This is a genomic window from Burkholderia sp. MSMB2157WGS, assembly GCF_001532755.1.
In the GTDB taxonomy this organism is placed as follows: domain Bacteria; phylum Pseudomonadota; class Gammaproteobacteria; order Burkholderiales; family Burkholderiaceae; genus Burkholderia.
The window spans coordinates 1-20169 of sequence record NZ_LPJG01000005.1; the positions used below are offsets into that span (position 1 = coordinate 1).

Genomic DNA, 20169 nt, shown 5'->3' on the forward strand with positions numbered 1-20169 from the left:
TTTTAAAGAGCATTCTGCGAGGGAACCTGAAGTTTCCCGGCAGCGCTGCGTTTTCAGCAGCAGAGAAGCGAGATTATTAACCGTTTTTTGAAACTCGTCAACAACTTTTTTAACTACTTCGTTGCGACGACTGCGGTTTAATTTCGTATGCACTGGAGTCGCTACAACCGACTTCAACAGCACCGCTTCCCTTCTTCCCCCGCGCCGCGTTTCCGTTAGCGCGAAAGAGGCGAGATTCTAAGCACCTGCCCCGGTCTCCGCAACCCCCTTCGTGAAATATTTTTGACATGCCGTGCCCGCGGCCGTCGAGCCTCCCGATTGGTCATATATAAGCGAGCGCGGCAGCTGCAGCCGCGCTCGCCCGCGAACCGCCCCGCCGCATCGAACGCAACCTGCGTCGCTCACCGTCCCACCATCGCCCTCACCACGCCGTCGCGCCGAATCAGCCCGTGATACAGCGCAGCCGCGAAGTGCGCGAGGAACGTCAAGAAGAACAGATAGGCCAGCACGCGATGCGCAACCCGAAGCCACGCGAACGTCACCGGATCGGCCGACACCAGCGCCGGCAATTGCACGCCGCCGCCCAGCGTCACCGGATATCCGCCAGCCGACAACATCGCCCAGCCGATCAGCGGCATCGCAACCATCAGCGCATACAGGACGAGATGCGACCCGTGCGCGGCCACCTTCTGCCATCCCGGCAGATCCTCGGGCAACGCCGGCGGCTTCGACACGATCCGCACCACGATCCGCACGCACACCAACACCAGCACCGCGACACCCAGCGGCTTGTGAATCGCCACCAGGACCTCGTGCCGCGCGGAAACCGACGCCACCATCCCCACCCCGATGAACAGCATCGCGAGGATCATCGCGGCCATCACCCAATGCAGCACCCGCGCCGGCCAGCTAAACGTCGTCGAAGCCTTCATCATCGTCCCTCCCCACTCAATCGCGCCACGCCTGCCACGCCGGCCTCTTCACTCGTGCGACGCAGATACGAATCCGCATACGCGGCCGAGCGCGCCGCCAGCAACGGATCGCCCGATACCTGGATCCCCTGCGGCAACACCGTCGGGTCGTAATTCACGTCGCGGCACGGGCCGCTGTCCTGCGCCTCCACGCGATCGAGCACGAGCGTGCCCGCGTCGATCGTCGTGCGCTGCGCGGGCCAGATCTTCGTCGCGTCGTCCACCGGATCGCCGGGCTCGGCCAACGTGACCAGCAGCTTCCACTTCTGCGCACCGGCCGCGATGCGCTGCGTCACGTCCTGCTGCAGCACGTTCGGATCGGCGGCCGTCGCGACGTCGCCGGCGCCGGCCGTCTGCTCCGGCACGACGCGCCACCGCACCGCCTGGCGCTTGCCGGCCGCGTCGACGAAGTAAAACGCGTTCAACCCGTAATAGCTTTCGGTGACGTAACTCGCGCTCGGCTTCGCACCCTTCACCCACTGCAGGAACGCGGCCGCCTCCGGATGCGCGCCGAAAAACGCCTTCACCTTCGCCGGATCGGGCTTGCCCGTCTTCGGATCGGGCCGGGTCGCGAGCGTCTGCTCGTAGAACGCCTGCGGCGTCGCCACAGGAAACACCGGCATCGCGTTCATCCCGGTCCGCCATTGCTCGCCGTCCGGCGCGGTGAGCTTCAGCGCGAGGCTGCGGATCGGCACGCTGCTGTCGGGCGCGTACGGGTTGCCGCCCGGCAACGCGAAGCGCCCGACCACCGGCGTGCGCACCGCCTTGAAGAACGGCGCGACCGAATACGCGCTCGCGGCGCCGTTGCCTTCGAAGTAGCCGGTCACGCACACGCCCTTCGCGTGATTGCGCCGAAAGCCCGGATGGACGCCGCTGTTGGTCTGCAGCGCGTCGACGAGCCGGTGTGGGGTCAGGCGCGCGGGAGCGAGCCATCCGCCGGCATACCCGAACGCCGCGGCGACGCCGGCCACCGCGCCGCCGATCACGGCCCAGCGCCACCACCCGCGCCCGGGCTCGCGCTGCGGCGAAGAAGACGAAGATTGCTTCATGAATGCACTCCCGATCGTCAGATCATTGTCGAACGCGCGTAGGACGCCGCCCGCGCCGCTTTATTCCACGAAAAGTTTTTTCGTATGCTGGAGGGAATAATCGGCGCCGACCGGCGTCCTACGCGGCACTACGACCCTTTCGGCAACCGGCCCAGCCATGCCCTCCACCGCCCTTGACGACGACGCGTTGCGCGAACTCATCCCCCGGCTGCGACGCTTCGCGCTGTGGCTGGCGCGCGACGTCCACGCGGCCGACGATCTCGTCCAGTCGACGCTCGAGCGCGCGCTGTCGCGCTGGACGAGCCGTCGCGACGACGCGTCGCTGCGCAGCTGGCTGTTCACGATCCTGTACCGGCAGTTTCTCGACGGGAAACGCAGCGCGAAGCGCTACGCGTGGCTGCTCGGCCGCATCCGCGACGACGACGAAGCGCACTGGCCGTCCGCCGAACGCGAATTCGCGGCGCGCGCGACGCTCGAGGCGTTCGGCCGGCTCTCCGACGAACAGCGCAGCCTGCTGCTGCTCGTCGCGGTCGAAGGCTTCACCTATCAGGAAGTCGCCGACCTGCTCGACGTGCCGATCGGCACCGTGATGTCGCGGCTCTCCCGTGCGCGCCAGGCGCTGCGCCAGCTCAGCGACGGCGAACTGCCTGCTCCTTCCTTGCGGTTGATGAAGAAATGAACACCCCTCCGAACGAACATGACCTTCAGGCCTATGTCGACGGCCAGCTCGACGACGATGCACGCGCCGCGGTCGAACGCTATCTTGCGCTGCATCCGGAGCGCACGGAACAGGTGAAGCAATGGCAGCAGGACGCGCAGCGGCTGCGGGCCGCGCTGGAGAGCGTGCGGATGCCGGCGGACAATCCCGCGCTCGATCCGGCGGCGATTCGCGGCCGGCGGGCGGAGCGCACACGGATGCGGTTCGCGATGGCGGCGTCGTTCGTGTTCTGCGTCGGGCTCGGGACGTTCGGCGGGTGGCAAGCGCGCGGCTGGAACGCGCCGCCGCCCATCGCGCCGATGAGCGATGCGGTCAAGGCCTACCGGATGATGGTGGTCGATCAGACGGCGAAAGTCGATTACCGGCCGACCGGTGCGGGTGATTTGCAGGGGTGGCTCACCAAGCGCGTCGGTGCGTCGGCGAAGCTGCCGGATTTGAGCGCGGCGGGGTTCACGCCGGTCGGCGGACGGTTGTTCACGACGGACAGCGGGGCCACGGCCGCGATGGTGCTTTATCAGGATGATGCGGGGCAAACGCTGAGCTTCTATCTCCGGCCGGCGGAATCGGAACATCGGCTGCTGCCGGCCGGGCAACGCGTGGATGGTGCGCTGCTGGCGCGGTATGGATCGGTGAACGGCCTCAACTACGCGGTGGTCGGGCCGGCCGGGAGCGTCGGGGAGAAAGCGGTCCTGCAGGCGCTCGATCAGCAGACTTGAAGTGAGACGATGCGCGCCCGGACGGCGGTCGGTGGTGGCCGCCCGCGCCTTTTCCGGCGCGGCTCGGCCCGCTTGAACGAGCGCACGCTCACCGCTCGAATGCACAGCGTTTCGACTGGCTTTCGCCGGCTGCTATTCACATCGAGATCGCCCCGGCGCCCTCACCTTTGGAATCACAGGGTTTCGAGTCGTCGTGGAGCGGGATATCCACATCGGTCATGATGATCCGCGTGCAGGGATCGGGTGAATTCTTCGTCGTCGATCGGCACAGCGTTTCGGGTGGTCCGAGATTTCGATATCCACAACCCCAGTGATCAACGAACGTGAATGTCGAGTTCGAACGCGCTCGTCAGTCGAGTCCATCGAGTCGCGAGTGGTTTCTGGATGTGATGATGTCCATGTGAGACTCGCTTTCCGCGCGGCGCGCGCGAATTATGCAACTCCGTCGATCAATTCGAACAGCACCAAGCCGGGCATGGCTGACCCGGTAGTCGACCCAGTCAGACCCGAGGGACTCACCCGTCCATGGCACAGGGTTTTGACTCTGGCGGTGCCGGTTTGTCCACATTCCCTCATCACTTGAGTTGTCGAAATTCTTCTGCTCGAGCATTGCAGGACTTCGGCTGTTTGGCCCGAGAGAATTCTGAACATCGATCGCTTACGATCATCTGACCAAGCGCCGCAAACAGGTGCTACACCAGCGATCCAGATCGTCGCGCGGATTGTCACACGGACAGCTGCGAGGGTCGCGATTTTTTGTTCAATTGATCATAAATGGCCGGCTTCAAAATAAGCGTATTGAATACCGATGTCAAAAGATAATTTGAAAACACCGACAAAACTCCTATTGCTCCGACAAAGACAAACGACATTTCACCCGGGATGAGACCCAACTTGATGAATACGATGGAGAGTGCAATCGGGGGAATGAAAAACGACACCACAAAGCAGTACCCGGAGTATTTTCTGATTCGAGGAATGGACGATTGCCTCGCGGATTCCACCAAGGCTGCGATTTCGCTCTTCGACAAACCACTGACTTCCGGTATGAGCCGCTTGAGCACAAATAAGCTGTGAATTTTCATGGCATAAAAATGCAGATTCAGATTCCGCTAGCCGCCGTCACGGACGGATCAGTTCCAGGACGTCCTGCCGGCAAAGCTCCGTGACGAGCCGGCACAACTTGCGCGCGTCCAGATCAAAAAGCCGAACCTCTAAGCCTGCGAGCGTAATACCCGGGGTCGTCGCGATGCAGTGAATGAGCCGTTGGCTTTGCTCACAAAGATTCAGCTTTATGCCGTTGGCCAGAACGTAACCGCGCGTTGGCCCGTGATGAGATACATCCGTCGCCAACCTCAGGCCGACATCCTCGTCGATACAGCCCGCTTCCGAATCTCCGAACATCTCGATGGCCAATGGCGATTCGACACGCGTTGCGCCAACGAATGCATCCATGAAGCGACTGTAGTTTTCCCGATCACTCAAAAAGGCACTGACATGCCGGGCGATGTCGGCAATGATGCTCTCATCGTGCTCCCAGTCACGCAGCGACATTCTCACGGGCAGAAACTCGGGCATTTGGTTCAGCGCCCAACTCAAGTAGTCCACGGCATAAGCGGGAAAGGTGCCTATCGCCAAGTGAAAGCTGCCTTCGCCTAGCGGCAGAGGATTGTGCCACCAGCCGCGAGGAACATAGAGAACGTCGCCTGCCTCCAGAACGACGTCTAGATACGCGTCGGTCGGACACGGGTAAAGGTGCTCGTAGTCGCGACTCTGCTGTGAATACAGCGGTAGCTTGAACGTCGGCTCATACACGATCCATCGCTTGCGACCGATCAATTGAATTGCGAAGACATCGCGGGTATCCCAGTGGCAGCGGAACGAGTCCTTGGTGCCGAACGCGGCATATGCGCTGCTGACCACCCGCCTGCCGGTGTAATCCGCGATGCGTTTGGAGAACAGGTGGACCTTGGGTTCGTTGCTGATTTTGTTTGCGATCAGCGTCGCACCTCTACGCAGGTAGTCGTACACGACCGACTTGATCAGACGGTACCGCAAAGTGCCCACGTCCAGATAACTTTCTTCATCAGCAGTGGCTTCTGCTCCTGAAAATGATCGATGAAGTCAGCGGACGAAACACTGAATCGAATACTCATGGGATTGGCGGCAGAGCTTGACGCCGAAAGTGGCAGCTCAAGCTCCTTTCCGGTGAAGGTAAGGGATTAGTGGTAGTCGCACCCAGAATAGTCGGTGCCGGCCTGGTCATCGCGTCCAAACGAGCCGCCGCTCAGGACGAAACCAATGCCAGCCCCGGCTCCGACGATACCTCCTACCGCTCCCCCAGCCGGCCCACCAAAGGCAGCGCCAGCAATTGCGCCCGCCGCTGCCGAGGCCGCAACACCACCCAAGGTCATGGCGATATCGCCGGATACCGTGGCCCCGGCCACAATCTCCAATTCAGTAATACTGAGTTCTTTCATCGGATTGGTTCCTCTTGGTTTTTGGGTAACGCGCCATTCACAATATCCAAATCGGTCGGATATCTCACCGGTCTTCTACTGCCAGCCTCTCAGAAATATGCGTCGTGGCGCGGCTGAAGCATCGGTGGACAACGCGTGCCTCTCCAGATTCGAACTGCTCGGAGCGCCACGATCCAGGTTCTGCGTAACGCCTCGTTGCCGTGCTCATGGTGGGATGCACAGTGTTTCGAACTGTTTCGCGACCAATTGTCCACAACCGAATGCCGGCTTTCTTTTTGATCGGTTCCAGCATGCGATGTGACCCAATCTCCCGTCTCGGGAATTCGGTACCTGCAGTCGCTTGAATCCCGTGAACTCATGGAATGTCACCGGTTTCCGGGAAGGTGACGCACTCGCTCGGCATCCCGAGGGAACTCGCATTCGCAACGCGGCCGACGGCGAGTCAGAAGCTTTGTCAGGAACGTTACGCCGATGACGGCGTCCTTCGGACTTGAACCTGCCTGGCCTTTTTCGCCCGTGATGCATGTCGAAATTGCGCCAGATCCATCCAGTGGCGGAAAGTCTTCATGGTGGCTCTCCAGGTCGCATCTCAATATTGAGCCGGACTGTGGACACACCCGTCTGCACTTCGCAGGCAGACGGCAAAACCGTCCCGCTTCTTCATCTCCTAGCCCCGCAGTGGACATCCCGCTCGAAGCACAGTCGCCGGACTGTGCTTATCCAGAGGTGTTAACAGAGTTGGTATACATACGTAGTGATAGTTAACAAGCGACCCGCCTCACAGTGGATAACCTCCGTAACGCACTGAATCATCAGCAGGAAGCCGAATGCATAACTCTGGGTGCGGCACGTGCAAAGTTCCGCGCAGCACAGAACAACTTTTCGTCGATTCACAGCCGCGCCGACCTATCCTCAATCGTTCCACTGTGAATCCAGAGGCTTGCCGGAGGGTTATCCAGAGGGGAATGTGGATAACACCGCAGCGCATCGACGCGTTTTGCTGTGATGCGAACGGATGAGGCCGACGCTGCCGGCATCGCCCGGCAACATCGACGTCAGCCCGCGCACGCCCCGTTTCAAAAAATTTTCACGAAGGGGCTTGTGCTCGCCGGAAACCCTCTCTATAATTCGCGGCTTCTTAGGCTCGTAGCTCAGTTGGTTAGAGCACCACCTTGACATGGTGGGGGTCGTTGGTTCGAATCCAATCGAGCCTACCAACGAACAAAATGAAGGGGTCCGGCAGCACGACTTGCCTACAGGCAACGCGGCTCGCCAAACATACGAACGCCACGCGGCAACATCGCGTGGCGTTTTTCTTTTCCGGTCCGAAACGACGCGTGAAGCCCCGACGCGTCGTGTCGTGCGAACCGCGGCATCGCATCCTCCGTTCGACATCCCGACTTGCCACACAATGGCCGATGCACGGCGCGTAGAATCGTGTGCGCATCGACGTGGCGGCTTCGCCCGTCGCCCGATTTCCACCGCATCAAAACAACGACGCGCGCTTCGCGCGGCTGAGAGCAAACGACATGTCCGAGGTCACGACCGCCGCATCGCGCGCAAGCCACGACGAAATCGCCGCTTACGTCGGCAAGAAGGCCGACTGGTACGAACGAAAGTGGGCGATCGCCGAATCGCGCAAAAGCCGGCAGTCGTGGAACTGGGCCGCGTGCTTCCTCGGCCCGGTCTGGATGGCGTATCGATGCATGTACTGGCAGGCGGCCGCCGTGCTCGCCGTCACGCTGGGCATCACGCTGATCGAGTTGCTGTACTTCCCGGGATACTTCGAATCGAGCACGCTCGACCCGGCCACGATTGCGATCGCGGTGTCGCTCGGCTGGTACGGGAACGGCCTCTACAAGCGGTACGTCGAACGCAGGATCGAAAAGCTGCGCCCGAACGCGACGTCCCGCGAATCGTTTCTCGCGCTGCTCGACGCGCAAGGCGGCACGAACTGGCTGGCGGCGGCCGGTTTCGCCGTCGCGACGCCGCTGCTCGGCGTACTGCTGTACATGATCGGCAACGCCGGCGGCATGACGTTCTGATCGCGGTCGCCGGCAACCGGCAACGCGGGGTGAACAGAAGAGGGCGGGCGGCGCCGTCGCCATGCATCCACATGGCACGCGACGCATGCTCGCGCCACCCTCAATGCAGATGCTTCAATTTGTCAGGATTGCGCACGACATAGATCGCGACGATCTTCCCGTCGTCGATCTCGAGCGCGGTCGTCTGCAGCTCGCCGTCGGCTTCCAGCGTGACGAAACCCGGCAATCCGTTGATGTACCCGGCCCGCACGAGCTTCGACGCATGCGTCGCGAACAGCTCGGCGAGGTACGCGTGCACCCGCATCACGCGTTCGAAGCCGAACACCGGCTTGCCGGCCGCGGTACGCTTGCCGCCGCCGTCCGAATGCAGGCTCACGTCCTCGGCGAGCATCGCGCCGAGCGCGCGCATGTCGCCGCTGCGTGACGCCGCGAAGAACGCTTCGGCCAGCTCGATCCCGCGCTGCTTCTCGACATGAAAACGCGGCCGCGCGTCGCGCACGTGCGTGCGTGCCCGCGCGGCGAGTTGCCGGCACGCGGCCGGGTCGCGCTGGATCGTCGCGGCGACTTCGTCGAATTCGAGGCCGAACACGTCGTGCAGCAGGAACGCCGCGCGTTCGAGCGGCGAGAGCCGTTCGAGCGCGAGCAGCAGCGGCAGCGTGACGTCGTCCTGTTGATCTTCCTCGACGACCGGCTCGGGCAGCCACGGGCCGATATAGGTTTCGCGCTGGCGCCGCGCAGACTTCAACTGGTCGAGGCACATGCGCATCACCATGCGGCGCAGGAACGCCTCGGGCACGCGCACCTCGGTGCGATCGACGTCCATCCAGCGGATGAACGCGTCCTGCACCATGTCCTCGGCATCCGCGACGGAACCGAGCATCCGGTACGCGACGCGCAGCAGCGTGCGGCGCAGCGGATCGAAGCTCGCCGCCGCGTCGGCCCGTTCGTCGGCGCCGACGTTGGCCGGGTCGAGGTTCGACATCAGGCCACCATCTTCGCGGCGGCGGCCTTCGCGTCGGCCGGGTCGACCCACAGCCCGAAGCCGACGGCGAGCCGGTTCCAGCCGTTGATCACGTTGATCATCACCGTGAGTTTCACCTGTTCCTCCTCGCTGAAATGGTCGTTCAGCGCCGCATAGGCCGCTTCGTGCGCAGCGTGTCCCTCCGACAGCCGCGTGAGCGCGTCGGTCCAGCCGAGCGCCGCGCGCTCGCGGTCGGTGTAGCAGGGCGCTTCGCGCCACGCGGACAGCAGGTAGATGCGCTGCTCGCTCTCGCCTTGCTCGCGCGCCTCGGCGGTGTGCATGTTAATGCAGTTCGCGCACGCGTTGATCTGCGACGCGCGGATCTTGACCAGCTCGATCAGCGTCGGCTCGAGGCTTCCGGCGGCGGCGACCGACACGGTCATCCAGTGCTTCATCAGCGCGGGGGCGGCGGCAAACGGATTGAGTTTTGCAGTCATGGTGGCTTCTCCTTTCGTGTGGGTTCCGCCGATATGACGAGCGAGCCCCCCGCGGGTGTGACATCGATGCAAAAAAATTTTCGGAACCGTCGACGCGGGCAGCGGCAAGCGAAGGGCGAGGCCGTCGAGCAGGGCGCTGCGGGACGCGATGTCGACGGACGAAGGGGGCGCATCGCGCCGTTCCGCCGACGAACGCGCGCCATCGACCTTTCATGCACGCCGTGCGGTTGTCACCGGACGTCAGCAGTGTGCAGTTGCGGGCACGTGTATTGCGTCCGTCGGCCGAACCCGGCCGCGACGGCCGCCGACGGTTCGTGCCGCGTGCGACGCCCCCCAATCGAGAATGCTTTCATTTTTCTTTCCGCTTCGTTTCATCGGAAATCCGATTCGCGACGTTCACATTTCTGGACCATACTGTTCTGCACGGGCAGACGAAGTGACGCCGCATCCGCGGCCCGGCGCGCGCGCCGGCTGCCCGACGACGCAGCAGCAGATTGCACGTCAGCCGCGCGCACCCCAGCGCAAGGCTTTCCCTTTTCCGGCAACGCAACGCAGCGAATCGCGACGTGGACGGTAAACCGATGAGCCTCCTTGCATCACAGCTTCAGCGCCGTTACCAGGACGTGCGCGCCCATAGCGTCGCGTTGACCGCGACGCTGTCCGCCGAAGACCAGGCCGTGCAGTCGATGCCCGACGCGAGCCCGACGAAATGGCACCTCGCGCATACGACCTGGTTCTTCGAAACCGTCGTGCTGATGCGCCGCGTGCCCGGCTACACGCCGTTCGACGACGCATTCCAGTTTCTCTTCAATTCCTATTACGAAGCGCTCGGCCCGCGCCATCCGCGACCGCAGCGCGGCCTGCTCACGCGTCCGTCGCTGGACGACGTGCATGCGTACCGGCAATACGTCGACGACGCGATGCTGCACGCGCTGGCCGAGGCCGACGCGGCGCGGCTCGAGGCGATCGCGCCCGAGCTGGTGCTCGGCCTGCATCACGAGCAGCAGCATCAGGAACTGATCGTCACCGACATGCTGCATGCGTTCTCGTGCAACCCGTTGCGGCCGGCGTTCCGGCCACGCACCGGCGCCGATGCGCCAGGCGCGCTCGCGGCGGGCGACGCCGGCCCGTTGCGCTGGCTGCGTCAGCCGGGCGGGCTCGTCGAGATCGGCCACGACGGCGATGGGTTCTCGTTCGACAACGAACGGCCGCGTCATACGGCGCTCGTGCGGCCGTACGAGATCGCGAATCGCCTCGTGACGAACGCGGAATTCGCGGCGTTCGTCGCGGACGGCGGCTATACGCGCCCCGAATTCTGGCTGTCCGACGGCTGGGCCACGGTGCAGCGGGAAGGGTGGCAAGGGCCCGCGTACTGGATGCCGGACGACGACGACGCGGCCGCCACGCGCGTGCGGCGCACCTTCGGCCTGCACGGCGTCGAGCCGCTCGCGCCCGACGCGCCGGTGTGTCACGTGAGCTTCTACGAGGCGGCCGCGTATGCGGAATGGGCCGGCGCGCGACTGCCGACCGAATTCGAATGGGAAACCGCGTTCGCGGCCGACGGCATCCGGCAGATGCTCGGGCAGGTGTGGCAGTGGACGCGTTCGTCCTACGAGCCGTATCCGGGCTTTCGGCCGCTCGCGGGTGTGGCGGCCGAATACAACGGCAAGTTCATGGTCGGCCAGCAGGTTCTGCGCGGCAGCAGCATCGCGACGCCGCCCGGGCACGAACGGCCGACGTACCGCAATTTCTTTCCGCCGGCGGCACGCTGGCAATTCACGGGAGTGCGACTTGCGCGAGACGTCTGACCTGACGGCCACGAGCGGTGGCCTGCAACCCGCCCGCGATGCGCGGCCGAGCGCGTTCGAGCGCGACCTGATCGACGGACTGTCGCGCACGCCGCGCAGCATTTCGCCGAAATACTTCTACGATGCGGCCGGCTCCGCGCTGTTCGACCGCATCTGCGAACTGCCGGAGTATTACCCGACGCGCACCGAGCTCGGCATCCTGCGCGAGCGCGCGGCCGAGATCGCGCAGCGTGTCGGCCCGCATGCGGACATCGTCGAATTCGGCGCGGGCTCGCTCGAGAAGATCCGCATCCTGCTCGACGCGTTCGCGAACAACTACGCGAACGCGCCGGCGCGCTACGTGCCGATCGACATCTCGGCCGACCATCTGCACGGCGCGGCCACACGCCTGCGCGCCGCGTATCCGTGGCTCGACGTTGCGCCGCTCGCGGCCGACTACACGAAGGCCGAGCAACTGGCCGAGCTGACCGAAACGCCGCGGCGGCGCATCGGCTTCTTTCCCGGGTCGACGATCGGCAACTTCTCGCCGGAAGAGGCCGACACGTTCCTGCGCGACGCGGCGCGGCTGCTGCGCGGCGGCGGCCTGCTGGTCGGCGCGGATCTCGTGAAGGACGAGCGCACGCTGCACGACGCGTACAACGACGCGCAGGGCGTGACCGCGCAGTTCAACCTGAACCTGCTGGTGCGCGCGAACGCCGAACTCGGTGCGGATTTCGACGTCGATGCGTTCTCGCACTGCGCGTTCTACGACCGCGATCGGCAACGCATCGAGATGCATCTCGTCAGCGACGTCGCGCAGACCGTACACGTGCGCGGCCATGCGTTCAGCTTCGAAGCCGGCGAGCGCATCCACACGGAGAACTCGCACAAGTTCACGATCGACGGCTTCCAGGCGATCGCGCGCCGCGCCGGGTTCGAACCCGATACCGTGTGGACCGATGCGGACAACCTGTTCAGCGTGCACTGGTTGCGCAGCGTCGACGATATCCGCGCGTAACCGCGCGCCGCCGCGAACCGCTCGCGCCGCAGGATGAGGGCGGTTCGCTCCCCGTGCGCCGGCGGGTTCGGTCCGATCGCCGGTTTCGTGCCGAAAAAACCCTTTTTTACCGACCCGATGCATCGCCGCAACGGTGTCCGGCATGCCGCCTCTCCCGTGCTCCATCAGGCTTTGCGGACACCTGTAAACGTCCGTTACCTGTCTCGCATACCCGTTTCACCTGTGTCGGCGTCCGGTGCCTAGACTCCGAACCGTAGTCACACGACGCACGACACGTGCAGGGAGTCGCGAAATGAGCAAGAAACTTATTCTCGGTGCAGTTCTCGGTGTAGCGGCGCTGGCAGCCTCGGGTGTCGCATCGGCCCACGTCGACCTGTCGGTCGGCATCGGCGTGCCGGGCGTCTACGCTGCGCCGGCGCCCGTCTACGTGGCGCCGCCTCCGCCGGTGATGTACGCGCCGGTCGGCTATCGCGACGACGGTTGGCGCGGCGACGGCTGGCGTCAGCGCGAATGGCGCGAACACGAGTGGCGCCGCCATGAATGGCGCGAGCACGAGTGGCGCGAGCGCGGCGGCTGGCGTGGCGGCCGCTGGGACTAAGCGGCTCGACCGATCATTCGAGAGGAGAGTGAAAACATGATGCCCGTTCGATACATCGGACTGCGTGCCGCCGCCGCTGTCGTTGCGCTCGCAACGATCGGCAGCGCGCACGCGGCGGGCTGCATGAAGGGTGCGGTGGTCGGCGGTGTGGCCGGACACTATGCAGGGCACCACGCCGTGGTCGGCGCCGTGGGCGGCTGTATCGTCGGCCATCACATGGCGAAGAAGCACGCGCAAGAGCAAGCCGCGCAGCACAAGGCCGCCGCGCAGCGCATGCAGCCGGCGCAGTAGGCGCGTCGTCGCTTGGGCGACGTCGCGGCATCGCCCCGGCGCTTCGCCCCCGCGTTCATGCACGCCCCCAATTGATCCGACGAATGCGTGCCGCACGCGTCGTTACGATCATTTACAACGTCGTGCTGCACGAATTCTGCGCGTTCATAAAATGCAGTCACGCAAACGCGCTCAAGGGAGCACAAAATGAAACAGCAACGATATCTGTCCGTCCTGGCGGCCGCGCTGTTCGCGCTCGGCTCGGTGTCTGCCCATGCGGCGGCCGGCGGCAATGGCGGGGGCAACGGCGGCGGTCATGGCGCTGGCGGCTCGGGCGGCAACGCAGGCGGCATGTCGGGCGGCCACATGAGCGGCCAGGCGCTGAGCAACTCGAACGGCATGCACGCCGGCGATCGCGACAAGGGCCTGTCGCGCGCGGCGGACCGTTCCGACACGATCGCCGATCGCGCCGGCACGCAGCCGGGCCGCGGTCACTCGCACGCACATGGCCATACCGCGCATGCGTCGACGTCCACGCATCATTCGCATCGCAACGCATTCGGCCGCACGCTGTAAGCGCAGCCTGCGAATGCACGGGAAGGGCGCTTCGGCGCCCTTTTTCATAGCGGAAACGCAACGTGTCCGGCGAACGAAAACATCGTGCCGACCCGATTTGCAACCAGCCGTAACGGCGTCGCCCGCACGCGAGCATGCGGATTGCTTTCACGCGGATGACGCAGCGGGCGATGCGCGGATACCCGGCGCGATCGACGACGGCCGGGCCACGCCGATAAAAAAGGCGGCTCGTCGCCGCCCTGCGTGTCACCGCACCGCGCCCGCCGGCGCCGCCGCGGGTTCGAACAGCGCATCCGGCTGCCCGACGCGCACGAAGCGCGCCGCGCCGTCGCCATCGGTCAGCGCACGGAAATGCGCTTCGCCGCACGCGAGCTTCGCGCGCTCGTGCTCGCTCGGCACGTGGCCGTCGGCATTCGGCGTATCGACGACGAAGTACAGCCGCTCGCCGCCGTGCTGTTCCGCGAGCACGGCCCAGTCCGGATGGTAGCTGCCGAGCGGCGTCTGCACGCGGAACCACGCCGGCAGCTTCGCGTACAGCTTCACGCCGTCGTGCGCTTCGAGCGCATCGGCGAACGCGCGCTCGGCATCCGTCTCGCACACGACCGCTTCGTGGATCGACTTGCGCGCGTCCGGCCGCAGATTGCGCAGGTAGCCGGTCAGTGCTTCGCTCTCGAACGATTCGAGCGCATGCACGTGGCGCTCGCCGAGCTTGCGGTACGCGATGCCCGCGACGAGCGCGAGCCGCTTGCAGCGGTTGATCGCGTCGGCCGCCACCGCAATGAACTGCTGCGGATTCACGCGGAAATCGTCGAGCCGGCCGCTGTCGGCGAGGATCGTCGCGAGCGAACGGCGCGTGAGCTGCGTCCGGTCCTGTAACTCGGTGAGCAGGTCGGGCAGCGGCAACTCGCCTTCGTCGAGCAGCACCGTGCCGGCGCCGGCCACCTCGATCGCCTCGATTCCGGCCTTGCCGATGTCGATCTCGGCCTTGCGCCACTGCAGCCGCGCCCGCGCGATGTCCGGCGCGGCGCGCAACGCGGCCGTGCAGTCGCGCACCAGCTTCGCGTTGTCGAACTCGACGCGGTACACAGTGCGATGACGGATGCGATCCCACAGCGCACGGAAATCCTCGCCGAACACGACGGCCTTGCCCGACGCATCGCGCCGCAACGCGATCGCGCGGCGCTCGTCGGCGTTGCGCACCGCGAAGCGGCCCGACAGCTTGCGCAGCGTCGCGACGATCGGCGCACGCAGCCGCTCGAACGCGTCCGGCAGCACGAGCGCGCTCTGGCGCAGCGCATCCTTCAGCCGGTCGAGCACCTTGCCCTGCGCGTCGACGTAGCCCTGTTCGTGCAGATGGTTCCACAGCACGCGCGACAGCTCGACGCCGAGCGCGTGCGCGGGGCCGCCGTCTTCCTGCACCGGCAGCGCCGCGAACTGGTGCTCCTCGACGATCCCGAAACGAATGCCGGTATCGGCCTCGATTTCCTTTTGCAGATTCTCCGCGAACGACTCGTACCGCTCGGTCGCGATCACGGTCAGCGTGTTCACGCCCGGGTCGCGCACGCGCTCGCCGTCCTGGTCGACGGCGAGGCGCAGCCCGCGGCCAAGCGTCTGGCGGCGCTCGCGCTCGGTCTGGATGTCGCGCAGCGTGCAGATCTGGAACACGTTCGGGTTGTCCCAGCCTTCCTTGAGCGCCGAGTGCGAGAAGATGAACTTCAGCGGCGTGTCGAACGACAGCAGCGCTTCCTTCTCGCGCATGATCAGGCCGTACGCACGCTCCGCGTTCTCGCGCGCGGCGGCGCTGCTTTCGCTCGTGTCGGTCCAGCCGCCCTTGCGGTCGATCGAGAAGTAGCCGTTGTGCGCACGCTCCACTTCAAGCGCGATGTCGACGCCGTCGAACAGCGCACGGTAGGCCGGCACGCGCGCCGCGCGCGCATATTCCTCTTCGAAGATCAGCGCGTAGTCGCCCTTCACGGGCATCCCGTTCTCGTCGTAGCGGCGATAGCGCTCGACCGAATCGACGAAGAACAGCGACAGCACCTTCACGCCGCGCTCGGCGAGGCGCAGTTCCTTGTCGAGATGCTCGCGGATCGTGCGGCGGATCATCTCGCGCTGCACGGCGAGCGTGTCGATGTCGCCGAACGCCTCGCCGAGCGACAGGAACGCCTCGCCTTCCGGATGGCGCAGTTCGACGTACTCGGCGCCCTTGACCGCATGCACTTCGCCGATCCGCAGCCCCGCGTACAGCGCGCGCCTGGTCAGGCGCTCGAGATCGTCGCCGTCGGTGGCCGACACGATCTGGCGTTTCACGCCCGCGGCCGTCGCGACGTCGAGTTCGATGCGCGCGCTGATCGCGCCGCGCCGGTTCGACACGCCGACGAGCCGCACGTACGGCTTGTTGTGCGCATCCTCGACGATCGCCGACGCGATTTCGATCTGCTTGACGAGCTTGCGCTCGTACGCGTCGACCGCGTCGAGCCGGTACACCATGTGGTGGCGATCGACGTGCGTGGCCGAATAGCGCAGCGTGCACAGCGGATTCATCGCGGCGAGCGCCTCGCGGCCGCGCCCCTCGAGGCCGCCGTCGACGCTTTGCGGCTCGTCGACGATCACGATCGGCCGCGTCGCGCGGATCAGGTCGATCGGCTTCTCGCCGCCGGTCTTCTCGCTGTCCTTGTAGAGGTTGTTGATCTCTTTCTTGTTGATCGCGGCGACCGTCATCACCATGATCTGGATCGCCGCGCTCGCCGCGAAGTGGCGCACCTGGCCGAGCTTCGCGGAGTCGTACAGGAAGTAGTCGTACGGCACGCCCGCGTACAGCGCGCGGAAGTGATCCTCGGTGATCGCGAGCGTCTTGTGCACGCCTTCCTTGATCGCGATCGACGGCACGACGATCACGAATTTCGTGAAGCCGTAGCGGCGGTTCAGCTCGAAGATCGTGCGCAGGTACACGTAGGTCTTGCCGGTACCCGTCTCCATCTCGACGGTGAAGTCGCGCGAGCCGGGCAGGCCGGACGGCGGCAGCCCGCCGCGCAACTGCACGTCGGCGAGATTGCGCGCGAGCGCGTCATCGGTCAGCGACAGCCGGTTGCCGACGCCTTGCTCCGATACCGCGAAGCCGAGCGAGCCTTGAGCCGCGGCCGTCGTGCCGGGCGCGGCGTTCGCGAGCACGCTGAAGTCGCCGCGATACGACTCCTGCCCGCGAAACAGGTCGCAGACGGCGTCGATCGCCTCGCGCTGGTAGTCGAGATCCGCTTCGAAATGCAGCCGCATCACAGGCTCCGCACGCGCTTCACGCCGTGCTGTTCGAGCAGCGCGGCGAGATTGAGCTTCGCGACGTCGTCGACGAAGCCGCTGTCGCGGAACAGGCACGTGACGTCGCGCGACGCGCCGGTCGCATCGAGCAGGTCGACGATGCCGTCGGCGAGCGGGCCCGCGTCGTCGCGCGAGATGCGCGCGTCGAAGCACGCGACGATCGCGCGGCCGATCAGGTGCACGGTCTTGCCGGCTACCTGGTGATGCTCGACCGGCGTGCACAGGTCGAGGCCGAGCTTCAGCGTCAGCTCGGCGAGCAGGTCGTCCTCGGTGCGGCCGGTCTTCACGTGTTCGACGGACGCGAACAGCGCGTGATCGAAATCGTCGCGGCGCGGGTCCCACTCGATCACGTTGGTCGTGTCGAGCCGGTACACGCGAAAGCCGAGGTCGCCATAGCTTTCCGGATAGTCGCGCGCGACCTGCTGCGCGGCGCGGCGCAGGCGTTCCTTCGTGATTTCCGCGAGCGTGAGCGGCTTCTTCAGCTTCGCGCAGAAATCGGCGGCCGCGGCTTGCGTCTTGTCGCGGCGGTCGAGCGCCTCGGGCAGCTGCACGAGAATGTAGCGGCGCGCGCCGCCGTCGGTCGCATTCACCTGCATCACCGCGTGGCCGGTCGAGCCGGAGCCGGCGAAACAGTCGAGCACGATGTCGTCGCCGCGCGTGCACCAGCCGATCACGGCCGCCGCGAAGTCGACCGGCTTCGGCAGGTCGAACGGAATGCCGAGCGTCTTCAACAGCGCGTCGTCGGAGCCGGCGAACGGCAGCACCGACGGCACGTTCTCGTACATGTTCTCGTCGAGGTAGTAGATCCGCTGCGGCTGCGTGGTTTCATCCGGGCCGAATTCGATCTGGCCGCGCTCGAGCAACGCCTGCATCGTCGCGGGCGGGTTGCGCCAGCCGCGCGCCGGCATCGCGCACGGCTTGCCGGTGACCGGATGGATCAGCGGCGTGAAATATTCTTCCGGCGCCTTCTTCTTGTTCGGCCAGGCCATCGACACGAGGCGGTACACGCGGCCTTCCGCCGACAGCCGGTCGTACATCACTTCGCCGCCGGACAGATTGGTCTGCGCCTTCAGCCACGCGCGGTACGCCTTCTGCGCGTCCTTCGGGTTGCCGCTTCGGTATACCGCGTCGTGCGCGGCGTCGAGCATGCGCTGCGCGTTGCGCTTCGGGCGCTTGAGCGGCGCCCGTTCGAGCAGCGTCTCGGCGTTGCGCGCGAACAGCACCAGCGATTCGTGCTGGTACGCGACGCCGCGCGCGTCGCCCTTCGGGTTGCGCTTGTCCCACACGGCCACGCCGAGCTCGTTTTCCTCGCCGAAGATCTCGCGCAGCATCAGCACCAGCGCATGCACTTCGTGCTCGTCGATGTGCACGGCGATCAGCCCTTCGTCGGACAGCAGCGCATGCGCGAGCTTCAGGCGCGGATACATCATGTTCAGCCAGTCGGTGTGGAACCGGCCGTTCGCCTCGGTATTGGTGCTGCGCTTCACGCCGCCGTCGGTCTGGCCGGTCATCGCCAGGTAGTGGCGGATGCTGTCGCTGAAGTCGTCCGGATAGACGAAATCGCTGCCGGTGTTGTACGGCGGGTCGATGTAGACGAGCTTCACCTTGCCCGCGTAGCTCTTGTGCAGCAGCTTCATCACGTCGAGGTTGTCGCCCTCGATCACGAGATGGCGCGTGTCGTCCCATGCGACGCTGTCGTCGGGGCAGGGGCGCAGCGTGCCCGTCGACGGCGTCAGCGCGGCCTGGCGCGCGCTGCGCTTGCCGTGCCAGTGGAAGCCGTAGCGCTCGTCGGCGGCGCCGACCGTGCGTTCGCCGATCAGCGCCTTCAGCACGTCGACGTCGACCGACGCGCCGTCCGGGCCTTCGGTCACGAGTTCGGGGAACAGCGCCTTCAGGCGCGCGACGTTGTCGGCGGTGAAATCCGTCGACATCGCCTGCGGGCTGGCCGCATCGAGTTTCTGCATCGTCTTTTCCATCGGAGCCCGGCCGCGCGCGCCAGGACGTCGGGCGCGCTCACGGCACCGGCGGCAATGGCCGCCCGGGCAAACCCGAAACGCTAGCGAGTCGGTCGGCGCAGGTCAAGCGCCGATATGGGGCGAAATCGCGCGTCCGCGCCGCACGGGATGCGCGGCGCCAAGGCTACCGGATTATCGCATTGCGCGACCCAATTGGCCGTATTCGACGCTGCGGCGACTACGACGAGTTGAAACGGTTTGAAAAGCTCTTTGCATTTCCGGGATAGTCAGCCATTCCCGAGGCTGCATTTGACAGGACGTCGCGAGAACATCCGAATATCAACGGCAGCGAATGGAGAAATGGTCGATTCATTGCAGATTCATTGCCTATGATCCAACGTCACGTTCGATTTCGGCTTTCTGTCCCCTTTAGAAAATAATCGATCGATTATTGCTTGACCAGCGTCATCGGTACCGCCCTGAACGGTAACAGCCGAACCCCATTCACATTGATGCGGATGTCCGTGTTGACTTGTCCGGTCAAAATATTTTCCGAGAAGTTCCTTATGGCCATTACCGTCGCCATTGCAGACGATCATCCGGTTGTCGTAAGCGTACTCATGCAGTTGTTCCAGCGCGACCCGTCCTTTCACGTCGAGCATTGTTGCAATGAAGGTTCGCTGTTGATCGAATCATTGGCCCGCGCGTCGACCGACATCGTCGTCGTCGATTATTCGATGACCCGCGGCAACCGGCCGGTCGACGGGCTCGCGCTATTGCGCAAGCTTCGAGACGTGGCACCGAAAGCCGGGCGCGTGCTGTTTACCGCGCAGAAGAATCCGACCGTGTTCGCGGCCGCCGTCCGCCTCGGCGTGGCGGCCATCGTCAGCAAGGAGGATGAAGTCGGGGAGATCCTGCGCGCATGCCGATACATCAGCGATGGCAGCTCGCACTATCTGTCGCCGACCGTCCGGACGATCGTCGATCAGGCCGGCACGGTATTGCACGAGGCCCCGCCGCCGCTCACGCAAAAGGAGCTCGATGTCGTGCGGTTGTTCGTTTCCGGGCACTCGCTTGCCGACATCGCGAAACAGCTCGGCCGCTCGGTCAGCACCGTATCGACACAAAAATACACGGCCATGCGCAAGCTGCGCGCCGACACCAACATTCACCTGATCCGATACGCGTACGAAAACGGATTGCTCTGAGCGGC

19 protein-coding genes and 1 tRNA gene are annotated in these 20169 nt (G+C 65.1%); 10 read left to right on the forward strand and 10 right to left on the reverse strand.

Annotation, left to right across the window (positions count from 1 at the left end; genetic code table 11):
- From WT53_RS33965 to WT53_RS01435, 3 genes are all read right to left on the reverse strand, one after another.
- Window positions 1–183, reverse strand: a 183-nt coding sequence (locus WT53_RS33965; protein ID WP_218921406.1) for a hypothetical protein, incomplete at its 3' end; no start/stop codon positions are given.
- A 218-nt stretch (window positions 184–401) separates the two neighbouring features.
- A complete protein-coding gene (locus WT53_RS01430; protein WP_059829780.1) occupies window positions 402–935 on the reverse strand; it encodes a cytochrome b in 534 nt (177 codons plus the stop codon).
- Window positions 932–2020, reverse strand: a complete 1089-nt coding sequence (locus tag WT53_RS01435; RefSeq protein ID WP_060258216.1) for a catalase family peroxidase — start codon at window positions 2018–2020, stop codon at window positions 932–934. The genes WT53_RS01430 and WT53_RS01435 overlap by 4 nt, the downstream gene beginning before the upstream one ends.
- A gap of 157 nt (window positions 2021–2177) precedes the next feature.
- Here WT53_RS01435 and WT53_RS01440 point away from each other — a divergent pair, with 157 nt between their 5' ends.
- The gene (locus tag WT53_RS01440; protein WP_034200555.1) at window positions 2178–2699 is read left to right on the forward strand and encodes a sigma-70 family RNA polymerase sigma factor; all 522 of its coding nucleotides are present in this window, start codon (window positions 2178–2180) and stop codon (window positions 2697–2699) included.
- Window positions 2696–3454 (forward strand): anti-sigma factor, encoded by a 759-nt coding sequence (locus WT53_RS01445; RefSeq protein WP_060258219.1) that lies wholly within the window; start codon window positions 2696–2698, stop codon window positions 3452–3454. The genes WT53_RS01440 and WT53_RS01445 overlap by 4 nt, the downstream gene beginning before the upstream one ends.
- 725 nt (window positions 3455–4179) lie before the next feature.
- Here the strand turns inward: WT53_RS01445 and WT53_RS33290 are convergent.
- The 3 genes from WT53_RS33290 to WT53_RS33295 form a co-directional block, all read right to left on the reverse strand.
- Entirely contained in the window at window positions 4180–4539 is a 360-nt protein-coding gene (locus WT53_RS33290; protein ID WP_156447843.1) for a hypothetical protein, read from the reverse strand.
- Between the two features lie 37 nt (window positions 4540–4576).
- Window positions 4577–5485: a cupin domain-containing protein gene (locus WT53_RS01455; RefSeq protein WP_257127804.1), complete on the reverse strand. Its 909-nt coding sequence runs from the start codon at window positions 5483–5485 to the stop codon at window positions 4577–4579.
- Between the two features lie 191 nt (window positions 5486–5676).
- Window positions 5677–5934: a hypothetical protein gene (locus tag WT53_RS33295; RefSeq protein ID WP_156447844.1), complete on the reverse strand. Its 258-nt coding sequence runs from the start codon at window positions 5932–5934 to the stop codon at window positions 5677–5679.
- A gap of 1140 nt (window positions 5935–7074) precedes the next feature.
- Here WT53_RS33295 and WT53_RS01460 point away from each other — a divergent pair.
- Window positions 7075–7151: transfer RNA gene (locus WT53_RS01460), tRNA-Val, on the forward strand.
- 312 nt (window positions 7152–7463) lie between these two features.
- The gene (locus WT53_RS01465) at window positions 7464–7979 is read left to right on the forward strand and encodes a DUF2628 domain-containing protein (protein WP_059780488.1); all 516 of its coding nucleotides are present in this window, start codon (window positions 7464–7466) and stop codon (window positions 7977–7979) included.
- Window positions 7980–8079: 100 nt separating this feature from the next.
- On the opposite strand, the gene WT53_RS01470 is transcribed toward WT53_RS01465, so the two are convergent.
- Together WT53_RS01470 and WT53_RS01475 are read right to left on the reverse strand one after the other, a co-directional pair.
- Window positions 8080–8961, reverse strand: coding sequence for a sigma-70 family RNA polymerase sigma factor (locus tag WT53_RS01470; RefSeq protein WP_060258226.1), 882 nt, complete (start codon window positions 8959–8961; stop codon window positions 8080–8082).
- Complete coding sequence (locus WT53_RS01475) at window positions 8961–9437, reverse strand: carboxymuconolactone decarboxylase family protein (protein ID WP_059827041.1); 477 nt, start codon at window positions 9435–9437, stop codon at window positions 8961–8963. The genes WT53_RS01470 and WT53_RS01475 overlap by 1 nt, the downstream gene beginning before the upstream one ends.
- 581 nt (window positions 9438–10018) lie before the next feature.
- On the opposite strand from WT53_RS01475, the gene egtB reads away from it, so the two are divergent.
- From egtB to WT53_RS01500, 5 genes are all read left to right on the forward strand, one after another.
- Window positions 10019–11245 (forward strand): ergothioneine biosynthesis protein EgtB, encoded by a 1227-nt coding sequence (gene egtB, locus WT53_RS01480; RefSeq protein ID WP_060258229.1) that lies wholly within the window; start codon window positions 10019–10021, stop codon window positions 11243–11245.
- A complete protein-coding gene (gene egtD, locus WT53_RS01485; protein WP_060258232.1) occupies window positions 11229–12242 on the forward strand; it encodes an L-histidine N(alpha)-methyltransferase in 1014 nt (337 codons plus the stop codon). Before egtB ends, egtD begins: the two co-directional genes overlap by 17 nt.
- Before the next feature lie 292 nt (window positions 12243–12534).
- Complete coding sequence (locus WT53_RS01490) at window positions 12535–12840, forward strand: hypothetical protein (RefSeq protein ID WP_027783093.1); 306 nt, start codon at window positions 12535–12537, stop codon at window positions 12838–12840.
- 36 nt (window positions 12841–12876) lie between these two features.
- On the forward strand, window positions 12877–13131 hold the full coding sequence (locus WT53_RS01495; protein ID WP_059827043.1) for a hypothetical protein: 255 nt from the start codon (window positions 12877–12879) through the stop codon (window positions 13129–13131).
- 186 nt (window positions 13132–13317) lie between these two features.
- On the forward strand, window positions 13318–13686 hold the full coding sequence (locus tag WT53_RS01500; protein ID WP_034209708.1) for a hypothetical protein: 369 nt from the start codon (window positions 13318–13320) through the stop codon (window positions 13684–13686).
- Window positions 13687–13932: 246 nt separating this feature from the next.
- Here WT53_RS01500 and WT53_RS01505 read toward each other — a convergent pair whose 3' ends face one another.
- Complete coding sequence (locus tag WT53_RS01505) at window positions 13933–16959, reverse strand: type III restriction-modification system endonuclease (RefSeq protein WP_059827045.1); 3027 nt, start codon at window positions 16957–16959, stop codon at window positions 13933–13935.
- Window positions 16959–18977 (reverse strand): site-specific DNA-methyltransferase, encoded by a 2019-nt coding sequence (locus WT53_RS01510; protein ID WP_060258235.1) that lies wholly within the window; start codon window positions 18975–18977, stop codon window positions 16959–16961. The genes WT53_RS01505 and WT53_RS01510 overlap by 1 nt, the downstream gene beginning before the upstream one ends.
- A gap of 434 nt (window positions 18978–19411) precedes the next feature.
- On the opposite strand from WT53_RS01510, the gene WT53_RS01515 reads away from it, so the two are divergent.
- Window positions 19412–20164, forward strand: a complete 753-nt coding sequence (locus tag WT53_RS01515; protein WP_257127805.1) for a response regulator transcription factor — start codon at window positions 19412–19414, stop codon at window positions 20162–20164.
- Window positions 20165–20169 lie beyond the last annotated feature (5 nt).

Coding starts and splice junctions, on each gene's coding strand:
- WT53_RS01505 (WP_059827045.1), bottom strand. CDS start 16,959: ATGCGGCTGCATTTCGAAGCGGATCTCGACTACCAGCGCGAGGCGATC.
- WT53_RS01510 (WP_060258235.1), bottom strand. CDS start 18,977: ATGGAAAAGACGATGCAGAAACTCGATGCGGCCAGCCCGCAGGCGATG.
- WT53_RS01465 (WP_059780488.1), top strand. CDS start 7,464: ATGTCCGAGGTCACGACCGCCGCATCGCGCGCAAGCCACGACGAAATC.
- WT53_RS01490 (WP_027783093.1), top strand. CDS start 12,535: ATGAGCAAGAAACTTATTCTCGGTGCAGTTCTCGGTGTAGCGGCGCTG.
- WT53_RS01440 (WP_034200555.1), top strand. CDS start 2,178: ATGCCCTCCACCGCCCTTGACGACGACGCGTTGCGCGAACTCATCCCC.
- WT53_RS01495 (WP_059827043.1), top strand. CDS start 12,877: ATGATGCCCGTTCGATACATCGGACTGCGTGCCGCCGCCGCTGTCGTT.
- WT53_RS01430 (WP_059829780.1), bottom strand. CDS start 935: ATGATGAAGGCTTCGACGACGTTTAGCTGGCCGGCGCGGGTGCTGCAT.
- WT53_RS01500 (WP_034209708.1), top strand. CDS start 13,318: ATGAAACAGCAACGATATCTGTCCGTCCTGGCGGCCGCGCTGTTCGCG.
- WT53_RS01470 (WP_060258226.1), bottom strand. CDS start 8,961: ATGTCGAACCTCGACCCGGCCAACGTCGGCGCCGACGAACGGGCCGAC.
- WT53_RS01445 (WP_060258219.1), top strand. CDS start 2,696: ATGAACACCCCTCCGAACGAACATGACCTTCAGGCCTATGTCGACGGC.
- WT53_RS01435 (WP_060258216.1), bottom strand. CDS start 2,020: ATGAAGCAATCTTCGTCTTCTTCGCCGCAGCGCGAGCCCGGGCGCGGG.
- WT53_RS33295 (WP_156447844.1), bottom strand. CDS start 5,934: ATGAAAGAACTCAGTATTACTGAATTGGAGATTGTGGCCGGGGCCACG.
- WT53_RS33290 (WP_156447843.1), bottom strand. CDS start 4,539: ATGAAAATTCACAGCTTATTTGTGCTCAAGCGGCTCATACCGGAAGTC.
- egtB (WP_060258229.1), top strand. CDS start 10,019: ATGAGCCTCCTTGCATCACAGCTTCAGCGCCGTTACCAGGACGTGCGC.
- WT53_RS01475 (WP_059827041.1), bottom strand. CDS start 9,437: ATGACTGCAAAACTCAATCCGTTTGCCGCCGCCCCCGCGCTGATGAAG.